This window comes from Algoriphagus terrigena DSM 22685, from assembly GCF_000429445.1.
Classification (GTDB): domain Bacteria; phylum Bacteroidota; class Bacteroidia; order Cytophagales; family Cyclobacteriaceae; genus Algoriphagus; species Algoriphagus terrigena.
Map to the genome: position 1 here is coordinate 28,568 of NZ_AUBW01000025.1, position 12,126 is coordinate 40,693.

12 protein-coding genes are annotated in these 12,126 nt (G+C 47.6%); 3 read left to right on the top strand and 9 right to left on the bottom strand.

Annotated features, from left to right (window positions below; translation table 11 throughout):
• Positions 1 to 3: 3 nt before the first annotated feature.
• A complete protein-coding gene (locus G459_RS0120225) occupies positions 4 to 1,545 on the bottom strand; it encodes a carboxylesterase/lipase family protein (protein WP_026969272.1) in 1,542 nt (513 codons plus the stop codon).
• 29 nt (positions 1,546 to 1,574) lie between these two features.
• Entirely contained in the window at positions 1,575 to 2,276 is a 702-nt protein-coding gene (locus G459_RS0120230; protein WP_026969273.1) for an NUDIX hydrolase, read from the bottom strand.
• Between the two features lie 93 nt (positions 2,277 to 2,369).
• Between G459_RS0120230 and G459_RS0120235 the strand changes: the two genes are divergently transcribed.
• Positions 2,370 to 4,004 carry a carboxylesterase/lipase family protein gene (locus tag G459_RS0120235; protein ID WP_026969274.1) on the top strand — a complete coding sequence of 545 codons (1,635 nt, stop codon included), beginning with the start codon at positions 2,370 to 2,372 and terminating at the stop codon, positions 4,002 to 4,004.
• An 88-nt stretch (positions 4,005 to 4,092) separates the two neighbouring features.
• On the opposite strand, the gene G459_RS0120240 is transcribed toward G459_RS0120235, so the two are convergent.
• The 7 genes from G459_RS0120240 to G459_RS0120270 form a co-directional block, all read right to left on the bottom strand.
• Positions 4,093 to 5,784, bottom strand: a complete 1,692-nt coding sequence (locus tag G459_RS0120240; RefSeq protein ID WP_026969275.1) for an amidohydrolase — start codon at positions 5,782 to 5,784, stop codon at positions 4,093 to 4,095.
• Between the two features lie 72 nt (positions 5,785 to 5,856).
• Positions 5,857 to 6,129 carry a DUF4242 domain-containing protein gene (locus G459_RS0120245; protein ID WP_026969276.1) on the bottom strand — a complete coding sequence of 91 codons (273 nt, stop codon included), beginning with the start codon at positions 6,127 to 6,129 and terminating at the stop codon, positions 5,857 to 5,859.
• A gap of 120 nt (positions 6,130 to 6,249) precedes the next feature.
• Positions 6,250 to 6,687 (bottom strand): YybH family protein, encoded by a 438-nt coding sequence (locus G459_RS0120250; protein WP_026969277.1) that lies wholly within the window; start codon positions 6,685 to 6,687, stop codon positions 6,250 to 6,252.
• Between the two features lie 260 nt (positions 6,688 to 6,947).
• Positions 6,948 to 8,024, bottom strand: a complete 1,077-nt coding sequence (locus G459_RS29135) for an AbiH family protein (RefSeq protein ID WP_051315331.1) — start codon at positions 8,022 to 8,024, stop codon at positions 6,948 to 6,950.
• 129 nt (positions 8,025 to 8,153) lie between these two features.
• Positions 8,154 to 8,477: a 2Fe-2S iron-sulfur cluster-binding protein gene (locus tag G459_RS0120260; protein WP_026969279.1), complete on the bottom strand. Its 324-nt coding sequence runs from the start codon at positions 8,475 to 8,477 to the stop codon at positions 8,154 to 8,156.
• A 16-nt stretch (positions 8,478 to 8,493) separates the two neighbouring features.
• Positions 8,494 to 9,510 (bottom strand): NAD(P)/FAD-dependent oxidoreductase, encoded by a 1,017-nt coding sequence (locus G459_RS0120265; protein WP_035456509.1) that lies wholly within the window; start codon positions 9,508 to 9,510, stop codon positions 8,494 to 8,496.
• Positions 9,511 to 9,583: 73 nt separating this feature from the next.
• Complete coding sequence (locus tag G459_RS0120270) at positions 9,584 to 10,030, bottom strand: MarR family winged helix-turn-helix transcriptional regulator (RefSeq protein ID WP_026969281.1); 447 nt, start codon at positions 10,028 to 10,030, stop codon at positions 9,584 to 9,586.
• Positions 10,031 to 10,224: 194 nt separating this feature from the next.
• Between G459_RS0120270 and G459_RS0120275 the strand changes: the two genes are divergently transcribed.
• The gene (locus G459_RS0120275) at positions 10,225 to 10,491 is read left to right on the top strand and encodes a hypothetical protein (protein ID WP_026969282.1); all 267 of its coding nucleotides are present in this window, start codon (positions 10,225 to 10,227) and stop codon (positions 10,489 to 10,491) included.
• 226 nt (positions 10,492 to 10,717) lie between these two features.
• Entirely contained in the window at positions 10,718 to 11,821 is a 1,104-nt protein-coding gene (locus G459_RS0120280) for a Gfo/Idh/MocA family protein (protein ID WP_026969283.1), read from the top strand.
• Positions 11,822 to 12,126 lie beyond the last annotated feature (305 nt).

Consider the following 12,126-nt stretch of genomic DNA (forward strand, 5'->3'; position numbering starts at 1 on the left):
TGCTTATCGATTCAGACTTTCCATAAACTTCATCTGCTCCCAGTATGGCAAAGCCCGTGTTTTGACTTCGGCGCCCAACTCGTTGACGATGGGGTTTTCCGGATCAAAAACCGGCCATTCGGGAAGCCCTTCTCCGTTGGGATTTCCTGTTTTGACAAAATTAACCCAGTAGGCGGACATGGCTTTCTCCAAGTCGTAGTCCGTTTGTTCGAAGGGTTTGTTCCAGTTTCTCAGCGTATGTAAGGCATAACTGAATTCCGCAGAATGGAACGCCCCAAAGCTGGGTTCGCCGGGAGGAATTCGAGTGAAATAATACATATATGCAATCTTTTGGCCTTTTTCAGTTTGCATCTTGGCCCAGGTGTAATTTTGCATTCCAAACATCAGTCCGCCGATCATGTTTTGTGTTTCCGACAAAATCTCCGGGCTGTCAGCTGGAAAAAGCTGTAGATATTCTCCTGCGCGTCCACCATATTGTTTTTTGGCATTCGCCTTAAACTCGGCTGGTGTGGTCGGCGCATTTCCGGACACCCGGTCGTCGGCGTTCCAGCCGGTCAGCAAGGGGACATCTGAGAACGTGCCGTCTTCGAAGCTCTGGCGCACGCTTGGCAGTACTTTGCCATCCACCACAGGTCCAAATCTGCCCGAGAATTTCAACAAGCTGTCAGCCGGGATTTTTCTCAGATCTGCCATGGAAATTCCCAAGGTATCCGTCAGTTGCTTACCTCTTTCCTCAGCGCTTTGAAGTCCTGAGGTAAGACCGTTTCCCCGGTTAAACATGCCGCCGCTTTGGGCGATGGCTTTGTGAAAAAGTCCTTTTGCTTTCGGCGATACGACCAATGCGTTCACGCTGAAAGCTCCGGCAGACTGCCCGGCGATGGTGACATTGTCAGGATCTCCGCCGAATTGAGAAATGTTTTTCTTTACCCACTCCAAAGCCGCGACCTGATCCAGGATGCCGTAGTTGCCCGAGGTTTGATCGGGACTTTCTGCCGTTAAATCCGGATGTGCCAAAAAGCCCAGCAATCCCACTCGATAGTTGAGATTGACGACGACGATGCCTTCTTTGGCGAGGTCTTCGCCGTCATACAGCGGCACCGAATTGCCTCCCGAGTTGAAGCCGCCGCCATAGATCCAGACCATCACGGGACGCTTTTCGTCGGTTTTCTCGGCAGTCGTCCAAATGTTCAGATAGAGGCAGTCCTCCGAGATCGGCTCTTTCGGAATCAAAAACTCCTCCGACCAAGCGAAAAAAGGAACTGGAGAATTCTGCATCGGAGCGGGAGGATTGTCTATGCAAGCCTTGATGCCTTCCCAGGGCTGGACCGGTTGGGGAGCTTTCCATCGCAACTCTCCAACTGGTGGAGCTGCAAAAGGAACTCCTCTGAAGATCTTGACCTGGCCGCTTGAATCGGTCGTCCCGGAGATCATCCCGCCTTCCACAGTCAGCTGATCCACTGAAATCAGCGAATTAGAATCTTCACTTTGGCAGGAGAAAAACAGAAAGCCGAGCGAAACTAAAAATAGAAAGGAAGAGTACTTCATGGTTTTGTTGGGTTTAAGCAGGGGTGGATTTAATCCTTGAAACTATAGAGATACGGTGCTTTGTGGCTTTTGCCGGTGAAGAGTTTTTCGTGCCGTTCCAAGATGTCCAGGCTGAGTAGTTTTCGCTGAAAACTTGTGCGTCGGAGTTTTTCTCCCAAGATGGCCTCATAGACCGACTGGAGCTCATTCATTGTGAACCGTTCCGGGAGCAGGTTACCTCCGATTACTTTTCTGTCCAGGTTTTCACGGAGCGTTTGCAGTGCTTTTTGGACGATTTCATCGTGGTCAAAGATCAATTCGGGGAGCTTTTCCACCTCATACCAAGCGATGGAATCTGAGAGCGCATCAGGTGTGAGGCTGACTTTTTCGTAGTCAAGAAGGGCGTAGTAGCCAATGGAGAAAAATCGATCCAGCATCCAATAGTCGTCTTCAACCTGATGTCCGTTGGCTTGCAGGATGGTCTTCATAAACTTAGGCTGTGCCCGCTCCAAGGATCCAAAGGTGTGAAACTGCTCCAGATATACTTCTCTCAGACCTGTCCGCTCGAACAGGCCGCGTTTAACCGCATCTTCCAGGGCCTCGTCTTTCCTAACAAAACCTCCGGGAAGGGCCAGCCAGCCAGTGGCATGGTATTCCATTAGCAGGATCTTGAGTTTTCCCTTGGAAAATCCAAAGACAACAGAATCGAAAGCGAGGTGAGGAATAAATTCGGAAGGATCTGGCAAAGGCATATCGGGCAATTTTAAGCCTAAGTAAGTAGGATTTTTCCGGAGAAGCAATTATTATTGTCTCCTTATGTAACAATAGAATCCAAACTTTTCACCATGAAAAAATACCTAAAGGCAGTAGCTCTTTTCCTTTTTGGAACGACGCTGGCTTTTTCCCAAACTGACAATTCCCTGCCTGTTCAAGCGACGGTCAGCACTGGAGTCATCGAGGGCAACTACAACGTAACCAATGGAATCTCCACCTATTTCGGAGTTCCTTTTGCAAAGCCTCCGGTAGCTGAACTCAGGTGGAAGGCTCCCGTGCCTGCTGCATCCTGGACTGGGGTGAAAGAAACCAAGGAGTTTGGGCCGAGACCTGTCCAGGGACTGGTTTTCGGAGATATGAACAGTTGGTCTGACGGCGTCTCTGAGGATTGCCTCACGCTGAATGTCTGGACTCCGGCTAAGCGTAATTCCAAAAATTTGCCCGTGTTGGTGTATTTCTATGGTGGAGGATTTGTGGCAGGGGATGCTTCTGAGCCCCGATACAACGGCGAATCTATGGCCAAAAAAGGTGTGGTCGTCGTGACAGTTAATTATCGTTTGGGAATCTTTGGATTCCTGGCGCATTCGGAGCTCAGTGCAGAATCGAGCTACAAGGGCTCGGGAAATTACGGGCTGCTGGATCAAGCCTTGGCGCTTCAGTGGGTCAAGGACAATATTTCGGCTTTTGGCGGCAATCCAAACCAGGTGACCATCGCCGGAGAATCTGCAGGGTCTATCTCGGTCTCTTATCAAATGGCTTCTCCGCTTTCCAAAAACCTGATTCACGGCGCTATCGGCGAAAGCGGCGCGGGGATCAATCCTACTTTGGCGCCGGTTTCCTTGGCAGAAGCTGAGAAAGCTGGAAGTGATTTTCTGACGAAGGCAGGGGTGAAATCTATCGCTGATGCGAGAAAGATGTCAGCTAAAGACCTTCTGGAGATGTATCAGGAGGATGGCAGGTTTGGTTTTCCGGTGGTGATCGATCAGTATTTCTTGACGAAAGCCCTTCCTGAAACCTTCCGCGCCGGAGAACAGGCTCAGGTTCCGTTGCTGCTTGGATGGAACTCAGCCGAGATCCCTGGGATGGCTTTTATGCAGGGGCAGCCTTATAGCCAAGACGCGTTCATCGCAAAAGTAAAAGAGACGTATCCGGAAGAATGGGAAGAGGTGCTGAAGCTTTATCCGCACGAGTCGACCGAGCAAGTGGAGCTTTCCGCTACCGAATTGGCTTCCGACCGATTCATCTCTTATAGCACTTGGAAGTGGTTTGACCTGCACAGGAATCACAGTCAGCAGCCAGTTTATAGGTATTTGTTCAGTAAGCTTTCCCCGCCTCTGGTGGACAAGAATCTCACCGCGGGTCTGGCAGGAGGTACTGTCCGAAGCGAAAATCCAGCCCCTGCGCCGAAGCAAATCGGTGCCCGTCATGCTGCTGAAATCGAGTACGCTATGGGTAATCTTCACTTAGTGAAGGAGTTTGCCTGGACGCCGGAAGATTTAAAAGCTTCTGAGACGATGCTTAACTACTTCACCAACTTTGTAAAAACAGGAGATCCGAACGGTGCTGAGGCTCCTGCTTGGACAGTCGCCAAATCCGGTGACCAAGCGCCTCCGGTGATGATTATCGATACCGAATCAAAAGAGATAAAAGCGGCAAACGACGCAAGATATCTCTTCCATGACCGTTATTTTAAAAACGAAAAGTAAAAAGGAGGCAGTTGTTTATCACCAAAAGCAAAAGTTTTATCTCTCAAACTTTTCAACCAGAGGGCCGGGAAACCGGCCTTTTTGATTTTTACTTTCTTTCAAAAACCTTCCTGCCATCCACAAGCGTCATCTCCACGCGAATCTCGTGGATTTTCATCGGATCGATGGTGAACAGGTCTTGGGAAAAAACCACCAAATCTGCGAGTTGGCCCTTTTTGATCAATCCCTTTCGATCTTCTTCGAAAGATGAAAAAGCCCCCATCGAGGTGTAGGCTTTCATGGCTTCATAGATGGTGATTTTCTCCAGTGGTATCCAGCCTGCCTCGGGATAGCCTTTGGGATTTTGGCGATTGACGGCGACATGAATGCCGCGAATCGGGTTCAAACTAATGCATGCGGGCCAATCGCTGCTGAAGACCAAATCTGCTCCCGCATCCAAAAGCGATCTCCAGGCGAATGAATAAGGGAGCCGTTCTTCACCGACGGCTGCAGACCAGGCAATGGTTGTGCCTGGCTCGGCGTGAATCGGTTCCATACTGGGCAGGATTCCAGCTTTCGCAAAGCGGGGAATATCATCGGGATGGATGGTTTCGATGTGTTCGATCCGGTGCCGTTTTCCCTCCGTTTTGTTTTCTGACATCGCCAGTTCATAAGCGTTCAAAACCTCACGCACGCCCCGGTCTCCTATAGCGTGCGTATAAAGCCTAAACCCGTCAGCGTCCAGCCTTTTCACCAGTTCCTGGTATCGGGGCAGCGTAAAATTAAGCTGACCCAACGCCAATGGGTCGTCAGTTGAAATATCAGAATAGGGGGCCAGCATCGCACCGGTATGTCCTTCGATCACTCCATCAATCATGAATTTGATCGCGTCGGCGCGAATCCAGGGATTGGAAGTTCCAACGCTGTCTTTCAGAAACTTGAATCGTTCGAGATCGGTATCGCTTGTGTTTTCCTGTACAGAGAAGGCTGCCGCAAAACGAAGTGTGAGTTCGTCGTTTTCATAGAGCTTTTGGAAAAGACGAAGATCGTTTTCCGTTCCGTTGGCGTTTTGTATTGACGTGATCCCGAGGGAAGCGGCATATTCCAGGCCTTTTCGCAAAGCCGTCAATTGATCCTCAAAACTGGTCACAGGTACCAAGTCACCCACCAGCGCCATCGCATTTTCCTTCAAAGCACCTGTGGGATTTCCGTTTTTGTCTTTGACCAGTTCACCAAATCCTTCGAAAGTTGTCTTAGAAGTGATGCCGGCAAGCTCCAGTGCTTTGGGGTTAGCGTAGGCCGAATGTCCGTCGTAGGCGCGGATGAAAACCGGCCGATCGATGTCCAGCGCTTTCATGGATTCATGGTCAGGAAGACCGGATTTGAAAAAAGTGTATTGCCAGCCGCGGCCGGTGATCCAATCCTTTTCAGGATTGTCCTCGATGAATCGTAGTGTGCTGGCCATGGCTTCTTCGGAAGTTTCCGCTGCCGAAAGCTCCACTTGCGTCAAACCCATCGATCCGCCTAGAAAGTGGATGTGGGCGTCGTTGAAGCCCGCGGTGACTAATTTTCCCTGTAAGTCGATTACTTCCGTCTCAGATCCGGCGAGGGCTAAAATGGATTCGGAATTGCCTGTTTCCAGGATAATATTTCCTTGAATCGCAACCGCTTCTACAAATGACGAATCCGACTCCCCGGTCCATATTTTACCGTTGCTTAGGATTAAGGTGGGAGGATCGGATTTGGGTTGGCATGCAGTCATGGAAAGAATGCAAAGAACTAAGCAGAGTCGGATTTTCATTGAGATGCTGGATTGGTGGAGTAGTAAAAAAAATGGCTGCTAACAGCAGCCATTCATCCCGTCTAGGATCGATTATTCTGCCGTGGTCGGGTCAATGATCGTCTTGACCTCGGCTACTGAATTGGCAGGAAATCCGCCCTGTTTCGCATGCTCCCTTACCATTTCCTCATTAGGAGCGATGTACACGCAATAGATTTTGTCCCCAGTCACATAGCTCTGAAGCCATTGGATCTGAGGCCCCATCTTGCCCAGAACTCCACAGGAAGTTTGGGAGATCCCTTTGAGTTCTGCGGGACTGAACTTCCCTGCCCCGGGGATTTCTCTTTCAATAACGTACTTCGGCATCGGTTGATAAACTAAGAATTGAACCCTACTCGTTTGGCTTTTCGGCATCGCCCCGTTTTTGAATGGTAGCTGGATTCCATGTCTATTGAAGGTAGGTAAATGTTTTGATAGTCAGCCGATTCAGGAAGGGTTCATATTTCGGATTGCGGAAATCTTCCAGGATTTTTTGCGAAAAATCACCGTAAAACTGCTCCATAGATTCCGTTCGGCTCCACTGGGGTCTGTGATGATATAGCGGCAATCGACCAGGGCGATTTCATCGCTGAGAAATTTGATCTTGTCTACCTGCAGCTTTCTTATCCCGGGATTTGCAGTAGAGCTGCGTAGCATGCCGTCCACGGCTTCGCGGATGCCGTTTCTCCATTCCCCGTTCGAGACCAACTGATCCGCGTCTTCCGTCAGGATCTCTTTGAGCAAGACGGTATCGCGGGTTTCTCGAGCTTGGGAATATTGCTCGATCAGACGATGGATTTTGACTGCTTCCTCTCTTTCTTCCGGTTTGATTTGGGAGAAAGCTAGAGAGGGCAATAGTAAAAGGAAGAAGAACATGGTTTTCATTTTCGGGCGATTGTATGAAAAGTAAGATACTGAAAAATCGGTTGATCTATCTGGTGTGGTTTCGCTCGGGGTTCTCTTGCAAACAATGAAATAGCAAATGGATTCACCGTTCCAAAACAAAACCTCTCGCTGCCTGGAAAATGTAAATTAGGCTGGTTGACCAGCAGCTTTTGGAAAAGGCTATCCTGAGGCTATGTGGAATGAAGTGTCGAAGGAGAATTTCTGGGAGTGGGTGGTTTAGGAGTCCAAAAACTCTATTCTTATAAAATTATGGGGTTTTGAGGCATAGGAGAAGACATTTTAAAAGGGACTATCTTTTTTCTTGCCTCCCCTTTGTTTCCAAAGTGTCTATATATATCATAAATTTTTTCTAAAAAATCATTTTCTGTTGGAGAAATTTTGTGAAAAAATATTTTGATTGATTTGCAATTCGGATGCTCGAAAATTTGATTTAGCATGGTCCTATCTGACAAGCCACAAGAATGCCCAAAGATTGAAACTTGATATTCTTGTGAATCAATGAACCTGATTAAATTGAAATATTCCTCATTAAGCGAATAATGAAATGACTTGATATGTTTGAAGAGTTCATTATTTCTTTGGTCTTCAAATTCTTTATATTCTTTATTGATTTCATCTCCATAGCCAAATACTGGTTTTATGTTTCCAGATAGACTTCCATGAATATACGAGTGTTGAAAGGGCTTTTTAGATCTGATTTCGTGTAAGTATTGCTCGATTGTTGGTGTGTAGTTAAAATTCAAAAAATAAAGTGAATCAACTGAGATGGTTTTCTCTTCTACTGTAGAACTTAATTCATTTGTGTTGATATTTTCTGTAAAAAGTGTCTTAAACTTATCTAGCGGTTCATGATACTGTAAAGTTCTAGTGTTCCTGCTTAAATATTCTAATAACCGATCTTTTAGATAATCAAGATCTGAATTGGCTTTGGATACTGTATGTTTCCAAGCGGATTCATTTTTTTTCCATCTGATCAATTGATCAAAAAATTCCATTTCTAGATCCACCCATTTAAGTTTTTCATATTTCAGATAAATTGTTTCAAATAGCTCTGAATTTATTTGAAATTTTAAATTCGCTAATTTTTTAAAATAGGAGAGGTTTTCTTCAAGGTTTAGTGGCGTAACAGGATCTGAAATCGTATGGATGTAGGTCTTGTTTTCTCTGTATATTTTGACTAGCGGATCTTGATAGTCTTTACCCTTGTAAAAATTATTGAGACAATCACATAAATAATCATCAATAAAATCCTTAAAGTTGGTTTTGAATCCATGAGCAAGGTCGAACCCGTTTCCTATAAGTATTAATCTATTCATTTGTCGAAGATCTTTTACCTAAGATAATAGAAAACAAAAAAAACCACCCGTCTCCAGGTGGTTTCAAATCTTGTTTCTCGGCTCCGGCCTCTAAAATCTTGATACTCGCGTCTTGCTACTAGATACTTTTTAGACAACATCTTCCCCTCTTAGCTTCACCACAGCGCCCTCGAGGATCTCGCTGATGCGGATCTGGCAGGAAAGTCGGGACGTAGGGTAGTACTCGGGCAGGTTTTCGAGTTGGTCGAGTTCTGGGTCGGTAGCGTCACCGAGTCCGTCTTTTCCCTCCAGTACTTCGATGTGGCAGGTGCCGCAGAGTGCCATGCCTCCACAGGTAGCCAAGACAGGATATTCGGAAGCTTTGAGAATCTCCATAAGGTTGAAACCCATGTCGTCCGGAGCTTCGATTTCCTGCCGATTGCCGTCGTGATCTTCTACAGTGAATGTTACCATGGTGCAAATGTAGCGATTAGAATGCGTTTACGCCGTTTACAGTCGTGTATTTGAAACTGAGTTTCTGATCCGGATACACATATTTAAAGGCAGAGTGCATCATGATCGCTGCCTCATGAAATCCGCAAAGGATCAACTTCAGCTTGCCCGGATAGGTATTGATATCTCCTATGGCGTAGATGCGATCAACTCCCGTGGAGTAATCGCGGGTGTCTACTTCGATGGCGTTTTTGTCAATGCTCAGACCCCAGTCTGCGATCGGGCCGAGCTTTGGACTCAATCCGAAGAGTGGAATCAGATAGTCGGCTTCGATAGACATGTCTTGCTTATGCTTGTCTTCCAGAATCACTTTTTCCAGCTTGCCGTTTCCATTTGCTTCTTTCAGGTTGGCAGAGAGGATCAAGTCGATCTTGCCTCTGTTGGCCATGTCAAATACTTTGGCAGCAGAATCAGGTGTGCCACGGAAGGTCTCATTTCTGTGCACCAAAGTCACCCGCTTGGCGACTTTTGCCAAGAAGATCGTCCAGTCAAGTGCAGAATCCCCACCGCCGGCAATCACCACGTTTTTGTCACGAAAAGTTTCCGGATTTTTCACCATGTAGTTGATGCCCTTGCCTTCGAATTGCTCCAAGTTGGTCAGCACGGGCTTTCTTGGCTCAAAACAACCCAGACCACCGGCAATGATAATCACTTGCGCGTGGACGTGCGTCTTGTCACTGGTGGTGACGATGAAGCTTCCGTCAGCCTGCTTGTCCAGATGATCCACTCGCTCGCCCAGCGTGAATGTCGGCTGGAAAGGCTTCGCCTGCTCCATCAGATTGTCCACCAAATCCTGCGCATTCACCTCGGGATAGCCGGGGATGTCGTAGATCGGTTTTTGGGGATAAATCTCCGAAAGCTGTCCTCCCACCTGCGGCAGGGCATCAATCAAGTGGCAACGCATCTTAAGCAGTCCAGCTTCAAAAACGGCAAAAAGCCCTACTGGGCCGGCTCCAATGATGCAAAGGTCGGTGTGGATCGTGTTTGTATTCATAGCTTTAGGAGCTTAAACCCCGATAAATTCCAAAATGTTCGTACAAATATAATTAGTATGCTAAATACTTTTACTATTCCGAGACCTGCCCATCCAGATTTTGGTAAATGGTATCCAGGATGCGCTTAAACTCTTCAAAATCCTTTCCGGTTAGGTTTTCCCAGGCCTTTTCTCTGATTTCCAAAATCTTGGGCCGGAGTTCACTGACTTTGGAAATCCCGGACTCGGTCAAATGAAGCTGGAAACTCCTTCGGTCCTGTGGATGAGGCACCCGCTCGACGTAGTTTTTTTTGCAAAGCAAATCAATGATCCGTGTCAAGGTGGGATTGTCTTTGAAAACAAGGTTAGCCAGTTCTGTTTGGCTCAGAAGCTCATTTTCGGAAAGGTTTTTCAGTACCAACCATTGGTCGACCGTCACATCAAACTCCCCGGTTTTGAACTGCTGTTGCGCATACTGCTTCACTTTTCGGGCCGTGCGGTCGAGCAGGAAAGAGTACCGGGCAAATAGTTCTTGTGTCATACCAATAGTTAGTGTGACAAATATATAAAAGAAAAATAATTCGAAAGCAATTAGCCTATAAAAATTATAGGGAAAGTCGGATTGTTTTGGGTTTTCCTGAAAGTTTTATTCAAGACCGAATAATTTGCCCGCGGCATGGAATTGGCTATATTTTAAATGCTTAATCCATTTTTTCAACCCCTTTCCTTTAAAATATGAACTGGAACACAGTAATCGACAAAGCGCTCGAGGTTTTGCGAAACTCCGACCGTGGCTATGTCCTGATGGACATGTACAACAACATCCTCACTCCCGAAGAGGCGGCTTTCAACAAAGTCACAGTCACTCCCTACAATGCCATGAAATTTATCCAAACGCAGTTTTCAGCCATGGGGCTGGACATTTCGGACAAGAATGTGCGGATCAAACTTATCGCCTTGCTGGAGGAATTTGACCGGTTGCAGCGGGAGAGGATTAAGTAGAAAAGTGCCGGGAGGTAGGCGCTAAGGCCGAAACGTCGATAAGCCTTGCCTGTCGCGGTGTGTTCACTGGCGGGTTGTACTAAGTCAACGTCTTCGGAGTATTTCGTCTCGTGAGCGGTGTTTTTTTTGAAATTCACCGTCACTTTTTGCTGCGTCTTCAGACTGACAGCCCTCGTAAATCACTCTCTCGAATCGCAATTCTGAAGTTTCTCGGTTAAATTCCCAGATGAAAAATTTCGCACTGTCTCTTTTACTTCTACTGACTTCTTTTTCGTTGGTCCTATCCCAAGAAAAACCGCTGAAAATTGGAGTGGCCGGACTGCATCACGGTCATGTGGGCTGGGTATTGGAAGCCAATAGCCGAGCCGATATCGAAATCGTCGGCATCGCCGAACCCAACCGGGAGCTGGCAGAAAAATATGTGAAGCAATATGGAATATCGATGGATATTGTTTTCGACACGGTCGAGGAGATGGTCGAAAAGACCAAGCCTGAGGCGGTGACGGGTTTTGGAGCTACGTTTCATCATCTCGAGATCGTTCGGGTCTGCGCTCCCCGAGGCATTCATGTCATGGTGGAGAAGCCGCTGGCGGTGAGTTTTGCTCACGCGAAAGAGATGGCCGATCTGGCTAAAAAGCACCAAATCCACCTCCTGACCAATTATGAAACGAGCTGGTACGCCAGCAACGAAAAAGCAAATGAACTGCTGCACTCTGGACAGATCGGCGAGGCGAGAAAGATCGTCGTGCGGGACGGGCACCGCGGCCCCAAGCAGATTGGCGTTGGGCCGGAATTCCTTGAGTGGCTGACCGATCCCGAGCTGAATGGGGCGGGCGCTTTGATGGACTTTGGTTGCTATGGCGCCAATCTGAGCACCTGGCTTTTGGATGGAGAGCGGCCGCTTTCTGTCACCGCCGTCACGCAGCAGCTGAATCCTGCGGACAATCCAAAGGTGGACGATGAAGCTACAATCATTCTGGCCTATCCCAATTCTCAGACGATCATCGAGGCTTCGTGGAACTGGCCGATTGGCCGCAAAGACATGGAGATCTACGGGCAGACGGGGGCAATTTTCGCCGATGACGGCAGCCACCTTCGGGTGAGAATGGCAGAGGATTACAGTGGATTTGAGGAAGAAAAGATGGAGCTCCCGGCACGAGCTCAGCCATTTGACGATCCGTTTACTTTGCTGATGGCGGTAGTTCGGGGCAAAGTTCAACTTGCTTCCTTCGACCCATATTCTCTGGAAAACAACTTGCTGGTGATGGAAATCCTCCAAGCCGCAAAAGAAAGCGCGGCATCCGGGAAGACTGTTTTTCTCCCAAAATAGAAACCCATGAAATGCCCATGAGAAAGGCTTCTCACACAGGGGATGATTTTTCAGGGCATTCCATATGGCCGCTAAAAAACAAATTATAGACAGATGAAACCAACTAACCTCCTGTTTTCACTGTCGCTTTTGCTCAATTTCCTTAGCAGCAGACCTATTGCAATCCCATCAATCTGGACAATGGCTAAACGATGACGGCCGGCTGTATATGTACAACTGAAGCTCCAACCGCTATCCGCTGTATGGAGTGAAACTGGACCGAAAAACCTTGGAACCGATCGGTACCCGCAAGGAAACGATCAACG

Coding starts and splice junctions, on each gene's coding strand:
- G459_RS0120270 (WP_026969281.1), bottom strand. CDS start 10,030: ATGACACAAGAACTATTTGCCCGGTACTCTTTCCTGCTCGACCGCACG.
- G459_RS0120275 (WP_026969282.1), top strand. CDS start 10,225: ATGAACTGGAACACAGTAATCGACAAAGCGCTCGAGGTTTTGCGAAAC.
- G459_RS29135 (WP_051315331.1), bottom strand. CDS start 8,024: ATGAATAGATTAATACTTATAGGAAACGGGTTCGACCTTGCTCATGGA.
- G459_RS0120265 (WP_035456509.1), bottom strand. CDS start 9,510: ATGAATACAAACACGATCCACACCGACCTTTGCATCATTGGAGCCGGC.
- G459_RS0120250 (WP_026969277.1), bottom strand. CDS start 6,687: ATGAAAACCATGTTCTTCTTCCTTTTACTATTGCCCTCTCTAGCTTTC.
- G459_RS0120235 (WP_026969274.1), top strand. CDS start 2,370: ATGAAAAAATACCTAAAGGCAGTAGCTCTTTTCCTTTTTGGAACGACG.
- G459_RS0120225 (WP_026969272.1), bottom strand. CDS start 1,545: ATGAAGTACTCTTCCTTTCTATTTTTAGTTTCGCTCGGCTTTCTGTTT.
- G459_RS0120230 (WP_026969273.1), bottom strand. CDS start 2,276: ATGCCTTTGCCAGATCCTTCCGAATTTATTCCTCACCTCGCTTTCGAT.
- G459_RS0120245 (WP_026969276.1), bottom strand. CDS start 6,129: ATGCCGAAGTACGTTATTGAAAGAGAAATCCCCGGGGCAGGGAAGTTC.
- G459_RS0120240 (WP_026969275.1), bottom strand. CDS start 5,784: ATGAAAATCCGACTCTGCTTAGTTCTTTGCATTCTTTCCATGACTGCA.
- G459_RS0120280 (WP_026969283.1), top strand. CDS start 10,718: ATGAAAAATTTCGCACTGTCTCTTTTACTTCTACTGACTTCTTTTTCG.
- G459_RS0120260 (WP_026969279.1), bottom strand. CDS start 8,477: ATGGTAACATTCACTGTAGAAGATCACGACGGCAATCGGCAGGAAATC.